The organism is Xanthomonas sp. NCPPB 3005, assembly GCF_041228095.2.
GTDB lineage: Bacteria > Pseudomonadota > Gammaproteobacteria > Xanthomonadales > Xanthomonadaceae > Xanthomonas_A > Xanthomonas_A bonasiae.
Map to the genome: position 1 here is coordinate 1,500,029 of NZ_CP166096.2, position 16,787 is coordinate 1,516,815.

At 70.2% G+C, this 16,787-nt stretch carries 11 protein-coding genes and 2 pseudogenes; 7 read left to right on the forward strand and 6 right to left on the reverse strand.

Annotated features, from left to right (window positions below):
* Window positions 1–69 precede the first annotated feature (69 nt).
* On the reverse strand, window positions 70–2,460 hold the full coding sequence (locus tag AB8810_RS06420; protein WP_369915875.1) for a TonB-dependent receptor plug domain-containing protein: 2,391 nt from the start codon (window positions 2,458–2,460) through the stop codon (window positions 70–72).
* A 282-nt stretch (window positions 2,461–2,742) separates the two neighbouring features.
* Here AB8810_RS06420 and AB8810_RS06425 point away from each other — a divergent pair, with 282 nt between their 5' ends.
* Window positions 2,743–4,599 carry an ABC-F family ATP-binding cassette domain-containing protein gene (locus AB8810_RS06425; protein WP_369915876.1) on the forward strand — a complete coding sequence of 619 codons (1,857 nt, stop codon included), beginning with the start codon at window positions 2,743–2,745 and terminating at the stop codon, window positions 4,597–4,599.
* A gap of 120 nt (window positions 4,600–4,719) precedes the next feature.
* Window positions 4,720–5,229, forward strand: coding sequence for a YcxB family protein (locus AB8810_RS06430; protein WP_369915877.1), 510 nt, complete (start codon window positions 4,720–4,722; stop codon window positions 5,227–5,229).
* A 156-nt stretch (window positions 5,230–5,385) separates the two neighbouring features.
* Here AB8810_RS06430 and AB8810_RS06435 read toward each other — a convergent pair whose 3' ends face one another.
* The gene (locus AB8810_RS06435) at window positions 5,386–5,676 is read right to left on the reverse strand and encodes a hypothetical protein (protein ID WP_179566562.1); all 291 of its coding nucleotides are present in this window, start codon (window positions 5,674–5,676) and stop codon (window positions 5,386–5,388) included.
* Between the two features lie 234 nt (window positions 5,677–5,910).
* On the reverse strand, window positions 5,911–6,774 hold the full coding sequence (gene ampR / locus AB8810_RS06440; RefSeq protein ID WP_369915878.1) for a LysR family transcriptional regulator AmpR: 864 nt from the start codon (window positions 6,772–6,774) through the stop codon (window positions 5,911–5,913).
* Between the two features lie 98 nt (window positions 6,775–6,872).
* Here ampR and AB8810_RS06445 point away from each other — a divergent pair.
* From AB8810_RS06445 to AB8810_RS06455, 3 genes and pseudogenes are all read left to right on the forward strand, one after another.
* Window positions 6,873–6,941, forward strand: a pseudogene (locus AB8810_RS06445) (twin-arginine translocation signal domain-containing protein); the annotation flags it as partial.
* Between the two features lie 45 nt (window positions 6,942–6,986).
* A pseudogene (bla, locus tag AB8810_RS06450) lies at window positions 6,987–7,763 on the forward strand (class A beta-lactamase); the annotation flags it as partial.
* Window positions 7,764–7,989: 226 nt separating this feature from the next.
* Window positions 7,990–8,949, forward strand: coding sequence for an alpha/beta hydrolase (locus AB8810_RS06455; protein WP_369915879.1), 960 nt, complete (start codon window positions 7,990–7,992; stop codon window positions 8,947–8,949).
* Window positions 8,950–9,023: 74 nt separating this feature from the next.
* Here AB8810_RS06455 and AB8810_RS06460 read toward each other — a convergent pair whose 3' ends face one another.
* Entirely contained in the window at window positions 9,024–11,183 is a 2,160-nt protein-coding gene (locus AB8810_RS06460) for a phosphocholine-specific phospholipase C (protein WP_369915880.1), read from the reverse strand.
* A gap of 85 nt (window positions 11,184–11,268) precedes the next feature.
* Window positions 11,269–13,653, reverse strand: coding sequence for a TonB-dependent receptor (locus AB8810_RS06465; RefSeq protein ID WP_369915881.1), 2,385 nt, complete (start codon window positions 13,651–13,653; stop codon window positions 11,269–11,271).
* Window positions 13,654–13,984: 331 nt separating this feature from the next.
* On the opposite strand from AB8810_RS06465, the gene AB8810_RS06470 reads away from it, so the two are divergent.
* Window positions 13,985–15,235 carry a cation:proton antiporter gene (locus tag AB8810_RS06470; RefSeq protein ID WP_206257772.1) on the forward strand — a complete coding sequence of 417 codons (1,251 nt, stop codon included), beginning with the start codon at window positions 13,985–13,987 and terminating at the stop codon, window positions 15,233–15,235.
* Window positions 15,236–15,378: 143 nt separating this feature from the next.
* Window positions 15,379–15,714: an FmdB family zinc ribbon protein gene (locus AB8810_RS06475; protein ID WP_206230490.1), complete on the forward strand. Its 336-nt coding sequence runs from the start codon at window positions 15,379–15,381 to the stop codon at window positions 15,712–15,714.
* Window positions 15,715–15,804: 90 nt separating this feature from the next.
* Here AB8810_RS06475 and AB8810_RS06480 read toward each other — a convergent pair whose 3' ends face one another.
* Window positions 15,805–16,773, reverse strand: coding sequence for a DUF3011 domain-containing protein (locus AB8810_RS06480; protein WP_206230489.1), 969 nt, complete (start codon window positions 16,771–16,773; stop codon window positions 15,805–15,807).
* Window positions 16,774–16,787 lie beyond the last annotated feature (14 nt).

The window sequence follows — 16,787 nt, forward strand, 5'->3', positions numbered from 1 at the left end:
AGGCCGCCCGCGCCCTGCGGCGGAGCGGCCTGTGCGGGGTGTGGCAGTAGGGCTGGCCTGGAGGTTGCCCTAGAAGCGGTAGCTCACCCGGCCGAACCAGTAGCGGCCGTTGAAGCCGAACGGAGACAGCGACGAGTACTGCAGGCCGCTGGGGCGGTCCTCGTAGATGTTGTTCGGTGCCGACCGGGTCGGGTACTGGTTGGTGAGGTTGTCCGCGCCCACGCTGAAGGTGAGGTCGCGCCAGGTGTAGCTGGCGGACACGTTCAACAGCCAGCGTGCGGCGAAGGTCTGATCCTGGCTGCCGTCGGCGTTGTCGCCGCGGCGGGTGACCGCGCCGTAGCGGGTGGCGTCGCCACGCACGCTCCAGCCGGCGCGGGTCCAGTCGGCGCTGAGCACGTACTTGGTGCGCGGGGTGGCGTCGGTCAGCAGGCCCTGGCTGGCGCGCCGGAAGTTGGGATCGGAGACCTCCAGGATCTCGGTCTTGTTGTAGTTGGCGCTGAGGCTCAGGTTGAGCCTGCCGGCTTGGTCCAGATCGAGCAGATAGTTGTTCACCCAGTCGACGCCGCGGGTGCGGGTGGTCGCGCCGTTGACGAAGAACTGCACCGCGGTGACCTGCCCGATCGGCACATCCAGCGACAGCTGGTCCGAATACAGGATCTGGTCCCAGATGCGGATCTGGTACAGGTCCAGGGTGGAGCTGAAGTCGGTGCCGGCCTGCCACACCGCGCCGACGCTGTAGTTGCTGGATTTTTCCGGGGTCAGCGGTTTGGCGCCGAGCGCGATGGCCACCGGGTCGGAGGTACGGTAGGTGCCGATCTGGGTCAGTTGCCCGTTCTGCAGCAGGGTCACCACCGAGGCGTAGTTCTGCTGCGCCAGCGAGGGCGCGCGGAAGCCATTGGAGACGGTGCCGCGCAGGGCGAAGGCGTCGCTGAGCTGGTAGCGCGCCGACAGCTTGCCGGAGCGGGTGGAGCCGGCATCGCTGTAGTCCTCGTAGCGCGCGGCCAGGCCGCCGGAGAGTTTCTCGGTCAGGTCGGCCTCCAGGTCGGCATAGACCGCCTTGCTGTGCCGCTCGAAGTCGCCGGCCACCGCCGGCGCCAGGCCCGGGAACACCTGCGAGCCGCCCGGATAGGCGCTGCCGGTGTCCGGGTTGATCGTGGTCGGATCGAAGAAATACGAATCCGGCGAGCCGGCGTTGACCGCGTACTTGTCCTGCCGGTATTCGGCACCGAAGGCCAGGTTGACCGGATAGGCCAGGCCCCAGTCGAAGGACTTGCTGAAGTCCGCATTGAGCACGCCCTGCCGGTTGCGGAAGCCGCCGGCATTGAAGCGGGTGGGCGAGGCGCCGGTGGTCCAGTACAGATTGGTGTTGATGGTGTTGAGCAGGTTGAAGGTCACGTCGTTCTCGCCGTAGTCGGCGGAGACGTCCCAGGTCCAGTCGCTGTCGGTGCTGCCCTTGAGGCCCAGCACCGCGGCGCGGTCGTTGGACGGGTTGTAGATCTGCGGCAGGAAGCCGTTGGGGTAGATCGCCTGCACGTTGCGGTCGCTGTTGTCCCAGGCGCGGTAGTAGCCGTTGGACACCACCTCGCGGCGGCTGAAGTTGGCGTAGCCGTACAGGTCGATGCGCGGGGTCAGCGCATAGCCGAAGCTGAGCAGGCCCTGGTAGGTCTTGACCGCGGGGTCGCCGTAGCGCTGGTACGGAATGCCGCTGGGATTGTCGGCGCCGGCCAGGGTGGTGGCCTTGTCGGCGTTCTCGGCGCGGTTGGTGTTCATCGCGTTCTGATAGTTCCAGGACAGCCGCACCCAGCCGGGCGCTTCGCCGTCGTTCGCGCCGCCGAAGGCCAATCCGTACGAGCCGTCCACGCCGTTCTGCGCGCCGTCGCCCTTGTCCATGATGCCGCCGTTGACCGAGACGCTGTTGCTGCCGGGTTTGGCGCCGTGCTTGAGCACGATGTTGATCACCCCGGCGATCGCATCGGAGCCGTACTGCGCGGAGGCGCCGTCGCGCAGCACCTCGATGCGCGCGATCGCCGACATCGGGATCGAATTGAGATCGGCCGGCGCCGAGCCGCGGCCGACCGACGGGTTGTAGTTGACCAGCGAGGTGGTGTGGTAGCGCTTGCCGTCCACCAGCACCAGCACCGCGTCCGGGGACAGGCCGCGCAGGGTCGCCGGGCGCAGCGCATCGTTGCCGTCGTTGATCGCCGGGCGCGGGAAGTTCAGCGACGGCAGCAGCTTGCCCAGGGCGCTGCCCAGGTCGCTGGCGCCGGTCGCCTGCAGCGATTCGGGGCCGATGATGTCGATCGGCGATTGCGACTCGGCCACCGTGCGGTCGGCGATGCGGGTGCCGGTGACGATGATGTTGTCCAGGGTCTTGGGAGCCTGGTCTTGCTGAGCGAAGCTGGTGCCGGAGGCGAGGGCGAGCAGGATGGCGCTGGCCAGGGGGAGCGGGCGGTGCTTCATCGTACGGAGACTCCAGTGGCTGGGGGAATGGCGTGGGTCTGAGTGCCCTGAGGGCAGGCGCGGCATGCTGCAGTGCAGCGATGAATCGCCCCGATTGAAATATTTTTTTCATCTGGCCGCGTATACAAAAACGGTATTGGATCCAGTTGCCGGGTGGCGGACGGGTCCGGTCCGAGGCCCGCGCGGCGGGGGCCGATGGCCGGCCGCGGCCCGGAGCCGGGGTGGGCCATCCGGGACGAAGCGGATACACTGCCGCCTCGAACGTCGAGTGCCCCCCTTCCCGTGATTTCCCTTAGAAACTTCGCCATGCGCCGCGGCGAGCGGCTGCTGTTGTCCAACGTCGATCTGACCCTGCATGCCGGCTACCGCGTCGGTGTGGTCGGGCGCAACGGCACCGGCAAGTCCAGCCTGTTCGCGGCGATCCGCGGCGAGTTGGAGGCGGACAAGGGCGATGTGGAACTGCCCGGCAAGCTGCGCACCGCCAGCGTCGCCCAGGAAACCCCGTCGCTGCCGGATCCGGCGCTGGACTTCGTGCTCGGCGGCGACACCGAGGTGGCCGCGGCGCTGCAGGCCGAGGCCGCCGCGCTGGCCGCGGAGGACTGGGAGGCGGTCGCCGCGGCGCACGTGCGCCTGGAAGAGGTCGGCGGCTACGACGGCACCGCGCGCGCCGGCAAGCTGCTGCACGGCCTGGGCTTCCCGGCGGCGACGCATTCGCGCCCGGTCAAGGATTTCTCCGGCGGCTGGCGGGTGCGGCTGAACCTGGCGCGGGCGCTGATGATGCCCTCGGACCTGCTGCTGCTCGACGAGCCGACCAACCATCTGGATATGGACGCGGTGCTGTGGCTGGAACAGTGGCTGCTGAAGTACCCGGGCACGCTGCTGCTGATCAGCCACGACCGCGAATTCCTCGACAACGTCGCCACCCACACCCTGCATCTGCACGGCGGCGGCGCCAAGCTGTATGTCGGCGGCTACACCGATTTCGAGCGCCAGCGTACCGAGCAGCTGCGCCAGCAGCAGATCGCGCACGAAAAGGAACAGGCCGAGCGCGCCCACCTGCAGAGCTTCATCGACCGCTTCAAGGCGCAGGCCAGCAAGGCCAGCCAGGCGCAGAGCCGGATGAAGCGGCTGGCGAAGATGGCCGGCACCGAGGCGGTGCGCGCCGAGCGCGAGTTCCGCATCGAGTTCGCGCAGCCCAACCGCCTGCCGCATTCGCTGATCCGGCTCAACCATGCCGACTGCGGCTACGGCAGCGAGGTGATCCTGCGCCAGGCCGGGTTCGGCCTGGAAGCGGGCGACCGCATCGGCCTGCTCGGCCCCAACGGCGCCGGCAAGTCGACCCTGGTCAAGAGCCTGGTCGGCGAGATCCCGCTGCTCAGCGGCGAACGCAGCGCGCATCCGGACCTGCGCATCGGCTACTTCGCCCAGCACACGGTGGAGTCGCTGCACGAAGGGCAGTCGCCGATCGACCATTTCCGCGAGATCTCGCCGGACGCGTCGATCCAGGCGTTCCGCGACTTCCTCGGCAAGTGGAATTTCCCGGGCGATCGCGCGTTCGAAGTGGTGGACGGCTTCTCCGGCGGCGAGCGCGCGCGCCTGGCGCTGGCGCTGATCGCCTGGCAGCAGCCGAACGTGCTGCTGCTCGACGAGCCGACCAACCACCTGGACCTGGAGATGCGCGAGGCGCTGGCCGAGGCCTTGAGCGATTTCGAGGGCGCGATCGTGATGGTCTCGCACGACCGCCACCTGATCGGCCTGGTCTGCGACACGTTCTGGCGCGTGGCCGACGGCGTGGTCGAGCCGTTCGACGGCGACCTGGACGAATACGCGGCGTGGCTGCGTAGCCGTCCGGCCGCGCAGGGCACCAAGCAGAAGATGGCCGAGGTCGCGCCGACCCCGCCGCCGCCGGTCAAGCCGCTGCCGGCGAAGAAGCCGCCGAACCCGCACAAGCTGGCCGCCGCCGAAAAGCGCGTCGGCGAGCTGGAAGCGGCGCTGGCCGAGCTCGACCGCCAGCTCGCCGATCCCAGGCACTACGCCGACGCGGAGAAGATGGCGGTGCTGGGCCGCGACCGTGAGGCCACCGCGCAACTGCTGGCGCAGGCCGAGCAGGCGTGGATGGAATTGATCGAAGGCGCATAGCCCGTTGCGCTTGCGGCGCGATCGCTGGCGCAGTCCATTGCGGTGCCGCGTGCGCATGCCCGTTCATGCGCGCGCCGATACGCTTGTGCAAACGACACAAGCGAACGAGGCCAGCCGAGCATGATCAGCGGCGTCATCAGCCTGGACGACTATCTTGCCGCGCAACGCCTGCACCAACGGCGCCCGCTGCGGCGTGCGCTGGTGCTGTCGGCGACGCTGCTGTTGGTTGGAGTGCCGCTCGTGATAGTCGGCACCAGCGATGCTGTCTGCATCGTAGGCGGCCTGCTGGGCGGCATCGGTGGCGGTGGCCTGATCGGCCTGGCCTTGCTGTACGGGTGGAAACTGCCGCGCAAGCTGCGGCGCCTGCATGCGCAACAGGCGGCGCTGCGGCATGCCATCACCTATGCCTGGGACGAGAACGGTCTTGAGGTTACCTGGTCGGGCGGGCACGCGCGCCGTCCCTGGGCCGATTTCATCCGCTATCGCGAGAATCCGCAGGTGCTGCTGCTGTATCACAACGACATGTTGTTCGACCTGGTGCCCACCTCCTGGTTCGTCGATGCCGCCCAGCGCGAGGCGTTCCGGCGGCTGGCATCGCGGGTGGGAACCGGCGCTGCGCGCGCGGGATAGCGACCGCGAGGCATGCGCCTGAGGCGGACGCGAACGGCGATGCCGCATGGCGGCAGATGCATGACGACCGCCGGCGGCATGGTCAGAGCGTCTGGCCCAAAAGCCAAGCGCCCGCTGCGCGCTTGCCGGCACCGTGCCGGCGTGCTGCGGACGCGCTCAGGCGGCGGCGCTGGCCACGACCAGCAGGCCGCCGGCGATGGCGGCCCAGTCCAGCGGCGTACGCGAGCGCAGGCCGCGCAGCGACGGGCGTGCCGTCGGCGTCGGCCGCAAGCCGGCCTTGATCCCCATCAAGGCCAGCCCGGCCGCACTCAGCGCCCAGTGCCATTCACTCGCGCCGCTGCGCAGGAAATAGGCCAGGTGCAATACGCACAGACAGGCCAGCGCGGCGGCCAGGACGATGTCGCGAGAAACCAGAGCCGGACGAGCGGCCATGACGAAACGGTTCATTGCGTGTTCCCCCCAGGAACGTGATCGCCTTCCCCTGGCGCACATTGCAACTGCGACCATGATCATAGTTCGGCGTTCGGGCAGCCGCCAAGCGGCAGTGCACAAATTCTTCACCTGGCCTGTGGTGCCCGGTCGCGCTGCTGTTGGAGTGCGATGGTGGGGCTGTGCCGTGTCCGGCTCGATCAATGCGGGCCGGCGTCGACAGCGACTAGCTGATGCGCCGCGCGCCGCCTGTCATCGCTCGGCCAGCAGCCATTCGCGCAGGCGGCGGCTGGCGTCGTTTTCCGCGCGCGAGCGCAGCCGGGTGAGCCAGTAGCGGCCGGCGTCGATGCGGGTCGGGAACGGCGCGAGCAGGCGCCCGGCGTCCAGGTCCTGGGCGAACAGGCGCAGCGGCAGCAAGGCCACGCCGGCGCCCGCCGCCGCGGCGCTGGCCAGGGTCAGCGACGAATCGCAGATCGGCCCGCTGGCGACCACTTCCGGCGCGCCGGCCGCCTGCAGCCAGCGCGCCCATTCGTCCAGCCGGTAGGAGCGCAGCAGCGGCACGCCGCCCAGGTCGGCCGGCACGCGCAGCGATCGCGCCAGCGCCGGCGCGCACACCGGCGCGAACGGCGCGTCCAGGATCGGCGTGGCGGACTGGCCTTGCCAGTCGCCGTCGCCGAAGCGGATCGCCAGGTCCAGGCCTTCGCCGGCCAGATCGACCCGGTTGTTGTGGGTGTGCACGCGCAGTTCGATGTCCGCATGCGTGGCGTGGAAGGCGTCCAGCCGCGGCAGCAGCCAGCCCACCGCGAAGGTGCCGACCACGCCGATGCTCAGCGTCTCGCGGTAGCGGCCGCCGGCGAAGCGCTGCAGGGTGGCGGCGATGCGATCGAAGGCCTCGGTCAGCACCGGATGCAGGCGCTGGCCTTCGTCGGTCAGGGCTACGCCGCGCGGCAATCGCTGGAATAGGACCACGCCCAGGCGCGCTTCCAGTTGCTTGATCTGGTGGCTGAGCGCGGCCTGGGTCACGCACAGCTCGGCGGCCGCGCGGGTCAGGTTCTGGTGCCGTGCGGCGGCTTCGAAGGCGCGCAGGGCGTTCAATGGCAGCTGCGGGCGGATCATCGTGCGCCATTAGTTATTTTCATGATTGCGATTGAATAACCTCGCTGGTGGGCCGCGGTCAAGCTGCGCATGATCGGGTCTTCCGACGGAGGTGGACGATGCTGGACAGACGACGATTCCTGCAGGGCATGGGGCTGGCGGCGGCCGCGCTGGCGGTGGCGACGGTGGATGCGAAAGTGCCGCCGGGAAAGGCGCAGACGCTGGCGCAGCGGCTCGCCGAGATCGAGCGCCGCACGGCCGGGCGGTTGGGCGTGGCGCTGCTCGACGGTAGCGGCAGGATGTTGGGCGGGCAGCGCCTGGACGAACGCTTCCCGATGTGCAGCACCTTCAAATTTGTATTGGCGGCCGCGGTGCTGCAGCGGGTCGATCGCGGCGAACTGAGCCTGGAGCAGCGGCTGGACATCCGCGCCGCGGACATGGTGTCGCATGCGCCGGTGACCGAGCGCCATGTCGGCGGCACGCTCAGCGTGGCCGAGCTGTGCCGGGCGACGATGATCTACAGCGACAACCCGGCGGCCAATCTGCTGTTCCCGCTGGTCGGCGACCCGCCGGGGCTGACCCGCTTCCTGCGCGGGCTCGGCGATCCGGTGACCCGCAGCGACCGCCACGAGCCGGAGATGAACCAGGTCGCCGTGGGCGATCCACGCGATACCACCACGCCGGCGGCGACGGCCACGACCATGCGCACGCTGTTGCTCGGCGATGCATTGCAACCGGCCTCGCGCAAGCGCCTGACCGATTGGATGCTCGACAACCGCACCGGCGACGATTGCCTGCGCGCCGGCCTGCCGCGCGGCTGGAAGATCGGCGACAAGACCGGCAGCAACGGCACCGACACCCGCAACGACATCGCCATCGTATGGCCGCCGGGCGGGCGGGCGCCGTTGCTGCTGACCGCCTACCTCAACGGTGCCAAGGTCGACAGCGATGCGCGCGACGCGGCGCTGAAGGCGGTGGCGGTCGCGGTCCGCGAGACGCTCGCGGGTTGAGCGCGAGCGCCACGCGCGGCCGCAGCGGTCATCGCCGTGGCGCGCTTGGCGGCAGCACCCATCCCAGGCGTGGCGCGGCCGCCGCACCTGCATTGCGAATCACCAGATCCGGGCGCCGGCGCATGCGCTGCCGCACCTGCGAGTGGACGCCTCGTGTTTCCGCATAGCGCATGCGTTCCTGCCTCTTGCTTGCTTCTTCCTCTTCGCCATCCACTGGAGCACCACGATGCGCAATCCGTTCCTTTCCAGCGTTGCGGCCGCCGCACTGCTGTTCGCCCATGCACAGGCGCAGGCGGAGGCCTGGCAACCAGCGCCTGGCCATGTGCAGGTGCCGATCTGGCCCGGCACGGCTCCCGATGCATTGCCCCATCCGAAACCAGAATCGGTCGGTCCCGGACCAGGCAGGGCCAACGACGTCAGCCGGCCGACGATGACGGTGTATGCGCCGACGGGTCGCAACACCGGTGTGGCGGTGGTGGTGTTTCCCGGCGGCGGCTACCAAATACTGGCGATGGATCTTGAGGGCACCGAGATCTGCGATTGGCTGACATCGCGCGGCATCACCTGCGTACTGCTGAAGTACCGTGTCCCGAATTCGGGGCCGACCTGGGTCAACGGCGCTCGCTACTACCCGAAGGTCCAGACCGCGCTGCAGGATGCGCAGCGCACGCTGGGGCTGGTGCGCCAGCATGCGGCGCAGTGGGGGATCGATCCGCACAAGGTCGGGGTGATGGGTTTTTCCGCCGGCGGGCATCTGGTGGCCGCGACCAGCACGCATTTCGCCAGGCGCACGTATCCGGCGGTGGATGCCGCCGACGCGCAGAGTTGCCGCCCGGACTTCGCCATCGCCGTCTATCCGGGCCACCTGTGGGCGCACGAGGACGAGGACGACGCCACGCGCGATCCGACCCGCCTGGATCTGCGCCCTGACATCACCGTCAGCGCGGATACGCCGCCGACCTTCCTGCTGCAGGCCGAGAACGATGAGGTGGATGGAGTGTCGCAGTCGCTGGCCTACTACGTCGCGCTGAAAGAGGCCGGCGTGCCGACGGAAATGCACCTGTACGCGCAGGGCGGCCATGCCTTCGGCCTGCGCGCGGACAAGCTGCCGGTCGCGCAGTGGCCGCACCTGGTGGAAACCTGGTTGGGGAGCATTGGGGTACTGGATGCGGCCGGCGCGCGCTGAGCGTTTCCGCGCTTGCCGGCGTGCGGCCGCTGCGCGGGTCCGCGTGCGGTCATCGCGCAAAAAAAGCGTGGCGCTCAGCCGATCGGGCCGAGCGCGCCGATCACGACCGGGTCCTCCTGATACAACCGCGCCGGCCCGCCCATCGCCGGATCGCTGACGCCGGGCTTGCCGGTTTCCACGCGCCCGGCCAGGCGCTGACGCGCACCGTCCTGGATCAACCACAGGTCGTACCAGCCGCCACTGGCCGCCGCGCTCCAACTGCGCCGCTGTTCGGTGCCGGGCGCCAGCAGCACGCTGTCGTGGGGTTGCGCCCGCGCATACGCGCCCGGCTGCAGTTCCACGCGCAACGCGTTGCTGCCGGGATTGCGCAGCAGCAGGCATAGCGCCTGCGGATCGCGCGCGTCCTGGGCGATCTCGGCGTGCAGCGGCGCCGCGTCGAGGTCGCCGCGGTAATGGCGGTGGAAGCCGTTGGGGCCGAGCAGCCACAGGTCGTAGCGGCCGTCGTAAGTGGTCCAGGTGGCGTCCAGCGTGGCGCCTGCGCCGAGCGTGTAGCGCCGCGGAATCGCGGCCAGGTCGTAGCGGTCGTAGACCTGCAGCACCGCGGCTGCGCCGGCATTGCCCATCCGCAGCAGCACTTCGCCGCGTGCGCTCACGTGTTGCAACTGCACCGTCGGGCGATACGGCAACGCGCGCGAGCGGCGCACGCCGAACGGCTGCTGCGGCGCCTGCACGGTGTCCGGCAGCGGCGGCAGCGCATGTTCGTGCAAGGCGGCCGCGCGCGCGGCGGCGGCGCTGACGTCGGGCAGCGTGGCGAAGAACGGGCGCGTATCGGCCTGGCGGAAGTCGAAGGCATCCACCAGATCGCCGCAGACCGCGCGGCGCCACGGCGTCAGCCCACTCGCGGCGACGCCAAAGCGGCGTTCCAGCAGGCGCAGCACCGAGGTGTGGTCGTAGACCTGCGAATCGATCCAGCCGCCGCGGCTCCACGGCGAGATCACGTACATCGGCACCCGCGGGCCCAGCCCGTAGGGCCGGCCGCGCAGTTCGGGCAGGTCGGCCTTGTCGTCGCCCGGCGCCGGGTGCAGGTGGTATTCGCCGTCGGTGCTCACCGTGGACGCCCCGGCCCAGCCACCGGCCGCTGCCGGATCGGGCGAGGGCGGCGCCGGCGGCGGCACGTGGTCGAAGAAGCCGTCGTTCTCGTCGAACATCAGCAGCAGCGCGGTGCGCGACCACACCTGCGGATCGGCGGTCAGCGCATCCAGCACGCGCGCGGTGTAGGCCGCGCCCTGCGCGGGGCTGGACGGATCGGGATGCTCGCTGCCGGCGGCGTCGGCGATGATGAAACTCACCGCCGGCAGCCGTGCGCCGAGCACGTCCTCGCGCAGCTGCGCCAGCGTGCGCGTGCCGACTCCGCGTTCGCGCAGCTGCGGATCGTGCCCGGGTGCGCCGCGCCAGGCGGCACGGAACGGGGCGAAGCCGGCCAGCGGGTTGTCGGTGAAGTTGTCGGCCATGTCCTGGTAGATCTGCCAGGACACGCCGGCCTGCTGCAACGCTTCCACGTAGCTGGGCCAGCGGTAGTCGTCGGCATGCCCGCCCAGTTCGGGGAAGTTGTCGTGCGAGTTGGCGATCACCGGCCCGCCGGCGCGCGCCTGCGGATCGTTCTGCCCGGTCCACAGGAACACGCGGTTGGGATTGGTGCCGGCCTGGATCGCGCAGTGGTAGGCGTCGCACAGGGTGAAGGCCTCGGCCAGCGCGAACTGGAACGGCAGGTCGTCGCGTTCGTAGTGGGCCAATGCGTGGTCGTGCTTGGCCGCGGCCCAGCGGCCCATGCGGCCGTGGTCCCAGGCCTGCTGCGCATTGGGCCAGGTGTGCGGTGTGCCCTGCACGCGCATGCCGCGGAAGTCGCGCGCGGTGTGCAGCGGGAACGGCGTCAGCAACCGGCTGCCGTCTTCGCTGGGTTGCAGCCAGACGGTGCGCGGGGCGATGCCGGGCAACGGCGGCGCCGGGATCGGGAAGCGGTCGCCGAAGCCGCGCGCGCCGGCGAAGCTGCCGAAGTAATGGTCGAAGGCGCGGTTCTCCTGCATCAGGATCACCACGTGCTGCAGGTCCTGCAGGGTGCCGCTGCGCACGTCCGGGGCGATCGCGGCGGCGCGGGCGATGCTGGGCGGCAACAGCGCGGCGGCGGCGCCGGCGACGCCGGCCTGGAGCAGGCGGCGGCGGGGAAGATCGGTCATGGCGCGGGCACCGGCAGGACAGGACGAAAAGGGCTCGCCGGCGGCGCCAGGCCGCCGGCGAGGACGCAGCATGCGGGCTGCGCGATTACAGATCCAGCGTCAGGGTCAGGCCGACCGTGCGCGGTGCGGCGATGAACGCGCTGTCGCTGCCGTCCACGCCTTCCAGGTAGCGCTTGTCGGTGAGGTTGCTGACGTTGAGGTCCAGCTTCACGCCCTGCAGCTGCGCCGACAGCTGCGACAGGCTCAGGCCCAGGTGTGCGCCGAAGGTGGTGACGCCGTCCAGGCTGTTGCTGTTGGACGCATCCAGGTAGCGCTTGCCGAGGTAGCGCCCGGAGATGCCGAACGACCACGCCTGGCCCTGCCAGTCGGCCGAGGCCACCAGGGTGTTGCGCGGCTGCCCGATCACCTGCGAGCCTGGGGTGATCTCCAGTGCGGTGTCGCGCGCGGCGTCGCCGCTGCCCAGGTAGGTCGCCTTGTTGAAGGTGTAGGCGCCGTTGACCCGCCAGCCGTTGTCCCAGCCGTAGCCCAGCGCCGCTTCCACGCCGCGCGCATGCACGCCGCCGAAGTTCTCGTAGACGCCGTCGGTCTCGCCGAGATAATCGATGCCGCTGACGAAGTTCGCCGGCACGTAGACGATGCGGTTGTCGAAGCGGATGTCGTACACGGTGACGCTGCCGGTCAGCGGCCAGCGGCTCATGCGCAGGCCCAGCTCGATGTTGTCGGCGGTCTCCGGCTTGACCCGGCTCAGCGCCACCGGGTCGGTTTCGCCGAGCACGCCGGACGGAATCGCGGCGAAGTTCTGCGAATAGCCGGCGAAGGCTTCCAGGCCCTTCACCGGCGTGGTCCAGGTCAGGCCGGCGGAGAACAGCGGATCGGAATGCGAGTCCGACTCGACGTGTTCGCTGTCGCCGATGCGGCGGTCGCGGGTCTGGTCGACGAAGAACTGCTTGACGCCCACGCGCCAGGCGAAGTTGCCGTAGCGCATCACGTCTTCCACGTAGTACATGCGCTCGTCGGTGTCGTAGTGGTCCTTGAACTGCACCCAGTACGGCACGTGGTCGAAGGCGATGTTGGTGCCGACGTCGAGCAAGCGGTGCCAGTCGCGGGTGACGCTGCGCTGGTATTTTTCCAGCCACACGCCGGCGCGCACGGTGTTGTCGATCGCGCCCAGGTCGGCGCGCCATTCGGCATCGGCGGTGAAGCCGGCGCGGTCGTTGTCGTAGTGGCTGTGGCGGTAGGACTGCACCGCCTGCGAGCCGGCCGGGTAGCAGGCCGGATAGGACTCGGCCGGCACCGTGGCGCTGCCGCTGCAGCCGGCCAGCATCGTCGCCGCCGCGCCGGTGGGGGTGACGAAGTAGATCTTGCCCAGGTCGCTGCCGCCGTACACGGTGTGTCCGCCGGTGTATTCGGATTCGGGCTTGCCGCTGCCGTCGTCGGTCACGTCCACCAGGTACGGCGGGATCCAGTCGCCGCGGCCTTCCATGCGATGCACGTAGCCGGCGAGCGTGGCCTTGAAGCCGTTGCCGCCGTCGAACGCGCCGCGCAGGTAGCCGAAGGTGTTCTTGCGCAGCGCGCGCGAGCCGGAACGGTAGTTCTGGTCCAGATAGGGAATGCCGGTGAGGGTGCCGGTCAGCAGGTCGTGCTCGGGATCGCGCGCGAACTGCTCGGGGGTGACGCTGCTGTACTCGGATTCGTCGGCATCGTCGTAAGACAGGTAGCCGCTTAGCTTCCACGCGCCCAGGTCGCTGTCGAACTTGCCGGCGAGATGATCGCGGGTGGTGTGGCCGCTGCCGTCGATCCAGTCGGTGTTGCTGCTGTGCGAGGCGCTGAGCCAGGCCTTGCTGGTGCCGATCAGGCCGGTGTCGTAGCGCGCGTAGTACTTGCGCGCCTCGTTGTCGCCGATGCCCACGGCCATGCGTACGCGCTGCGCGTCGAGCGGTTCGCTGGTCAGGTAGTTGAGCGTGCCGCCCAGCGCTTCGTTGGAGCGCGAGGCGATGTCGGCGGTGCCCTGGCTGACTTCGACCGTCTCCAGGTCGAGCGTGTCGATGAAGCGGTTGGCCTTGGAGCCGCCGCCATAGGCCGAGCCGCCGTTGGGCAGGCCGTCGATGGTGGTGCCGATCTGCTGCGTATCGCGGTTGCTGACGAAGCCGCGCATGCTGATCTGCGTGCCCCAGTCGGAGGAGCCGAACGCATCGGCCTCGGTCACGATCACCCCGGGCAGTTCGTTGAGCACGTCGTTGACGCTGCCCATCGCGAACTGGCGGTCCAGCATCTCCTTGCTGACGCTGGTCTTGGCGTAGGTGGTGGCCTGGCCGACGACCTGTACCTGGTCCAGGGTGGAGACCTGCGCGTCGGCATCGGCGGCAGGAGCGCCGGCGTCGCTGGCCGCCTGGGCGTGGGCGACCATCGCCGACAGCAGCAGGGCGAGTGTCGTGCGCCGCGGCGTACGGAAACTTTTCGGAAAATTCATCAAGGGTGAATGCTTGTGTGGGGGCTGCGATGGTGTCGACACATGGTTGCGTGTGTGTGACTGCCTGTTTGCGTTACATGCCGCCGTGCGCGCGCATCCGCGACACGGCATGCGCAGGGTGCGTGCCAGCGGCGAGGCAGGCCGACACGTCTCGCCACGGCTGCGCTGGAGCCGGTGCCTCGCGTGTCAGGCCGCCCGCCTGCATCCGGATAGGGAACAGGCAACCGCTGCAGGCGCCGGTGCGGCGTGACGACACCCGTGCACGCCACGCGGCATCATTGGCGCCGCCGCCGTCGCCGCCGGTGGCCCCCCACGATGGACACGCTGCCCGATGAGCCACGAACTGATCTACCTGCTGCTGATCTTCGCCCTGCTGGTGATCCCGCGCGCGCTGCAGCGCTTCAAGCTGCCGGCGCCGCTGACCTGCCTGCTGTTCGGCATCGTCGCGATGCTGGCGATGGGCGAGCGGGCGCACGATGCGGTGATCGCGCTGCTGGCCACGCTCGGCATCTCCTCGCTGTTCCTGTTCGCCGGCCTGGAGGTGGACCTGAAGGCGCTGCGCCGCGGGTTGTGGCCGCTGCTGTTGCACCTGCTGGTGCGCGGCGGCACCTTGTTCGGAGTCGGCTGGCTGGCCTGGCGCTACGCCGCACTGCCATGGCAGGCGGCCGGCTTGCTGGCGCTGGCGCTGCTGACCCCGTCCACCGGCTTCATTATCGATTCGCTGGGCCGGCTCGGGCTCAGCGAGGAAGAGCGCTTCTGGGTCACCAGCAAGGCCATCGCCGGCGAATTGCTCGCGCTGGCGGCGTTGTTCGTGATCCTGCAGGCCGGCGATCCCTGGCGGATGGGCCTGTCCAGCCTGGCGTTGCTGGCGATGCTGGTCGGCCTGCCGCTGCTGTTCGTGGCGCTGGGACGCTGGGTGGCGCCGCAGGCGCCCGGGTCGGAGTTCTCGCTGCTGGTGATGGTCGGGCTGATCGCCGCCTACATCACCTATTCGCTGGGCGTGTACTACCTGGTCGGCGCGTTCATCGCCGGGCTGGTCGCGCGCCTGCTGCGCCAGCGCATGCCGCTGCTGGCCTCCGACGAGAACCTGCACGCGGTGCGGCTGTTCGCTTCGTTCTTCGTGCCGTTCTACTTCTTCAACGCCGGCACCAAGGTGCCGAGCGGGGCGCTGAGCCTGCAGGCGCTGGGGCTGGGCCTGGCGCTGACCGCGTGCGTGCTGCCGCTGCGCATCGGCATCGTCTGGCTGCAGCGGCGGCTGCTGTTCGGCGAGGATGCGCGCAGCAGCCTGCGGGTGTCGCTGGCGCTGGCGCCGACCCTGATCTTCACCCTGGTGCTGGCCGCGATCCTGCGCGAGCGCTTCGCCATCGCCGATGCGCTGTTCGGTGCGCTGTTGCTGTACGCGGCGCTGAGCACGTTGCTGCCGTCGCTGCTGTTCCGCATGCCGTTCGACGTGGACCCGGTCGAGGCCGCGCCGTTGCCGGCGGCACCGGCCCAGGGCCTGCTCGAGGCGCCTGCTGCGCAAGATCCGACACCGCTGCCGGTCGACCCGCCGCGGCCGGCGCTGCCGCAGGCGGCCGTTTGAGCGGCCCGCGGTTCCCGGACCTGTGCAGCGACGCTGCGGCCCGCTGGGAAATCCAGGACAGGGCGCCACGCGCCGGTATCGCTTGAAAGCCGGCGCCCGGGCCCCATACTGGCTGCCTCTGTTCCTTTCGCGTTTTTGCCGCCATGCCGATCTATGCCTTCCAATGTGCCGAGTGCGGTCACAGCTTCGACCGCCTGCAGAAACTGTCCGATCCCGATCCGGACGCCTGTCCGTCGTGCGGCGCGCCCGCGGTCAAGCGCCAGCTGACCGCACCGTCGTTCCGCCTGTCCGGTAGCGGCTGGTACGAGACCGACTTCAAGAAGGATGGCGACAAGAAGCGCAACCTGGCCGAGTCCGGCAGCGGCAGCGGCAGTACCGGCGAGGCCAAGCCGGCCGCCGCGTCCACCGACAGCGCGGCCAAACCTGCCGCAACCCCCGCGGCCACGCCGGCGCCTGCCGCCAAGCCCGCCGCGACCTGAGCGCGGCGTCCCGGGGCGGGGCGGGGCGTCCCGAAAATGCGAACGGCCCGGAGTCGCCTCCGGGCCGTTCGCGTTCCTGCCTGGGAGGCTTCAGCGGGCGCCGAAGCGTGCCCGGCAGCCTTCCTTGACCCACACCGCATTGCCCTCGTAGCCCCAGTTGCGGCCTTCGACGCAGGTGGTGCCGGACAGCTGCTGGATCACCGCCGGGCGGCCCTGGCGGCGGTCCCAGGCGCAGCTGCGCAGGCGCTTGTCGTCGCTGCTGCAGGTCACCGAGTAATCGCCGCCGGACGGCGGGCGGCCTGGACCCCAGCCGCCACCGCCGCCACCCCGGCCTTCGGCGAACTCGCCGCGGCAGCCATCGTCCACCCACACCGCGCCGTCGCGTTGACCCCAACTGCGGCCCTCGATGCAGCGGGTGTCGGACAGCTGCCGGACCAGCACCGCATTGCGCCAGCCGGTGGTGCAGACGCGCTGGCGCTGGTCCTGGCTCTCGCAGCGGATGGTGCCGCCCGGGCCGGGACCTGGGCCAGGGCCCGGCCCGGGGCCGCCGCCGTCGCCCCAGCCACCGCGACCTTCGGCGAAGCGGCCGCGGCAGCCGCGGTCCACCCACACCACGCCAGGGCCCGACCCCCAGGTCTGGCCCTCGATGCACGGCGAATCCGACAGCGCGCCCACCAGCCGCGCGCGGCCGCGGAACGGCGTCGCGCACTGGCGGCGCTTGCGGTCGTTGCTGGAGCAGGCGATGGTCTGGGCATTGAAGCCAGGCTGCGGCCGCCACTGGCCGCTGCTGCCGCGCAGCGAGGTGGAGATGTCCTGCTGGATGCGGCCGAAGCCCCAGCCGCGGTCGATCTGGTCCAGGTAGAACTCCAACTGGTCGTCGGGGATCTGCCGGCCGCGGCTCTGGTCGGCGTATTCGCGCTCGATCACCCGCACCCGGCTCGGCACCGACAGCTGCCGCAGGTCCTCCGGCGCATAGGCGCGCGCGCTTTGCGCGGCCACCGGCCCGCTGGCCAGGGCCAGGCCGACCACCAACAACCAACCGCTCAGCTGCTTCAACATGGGTCCCCTCCGAT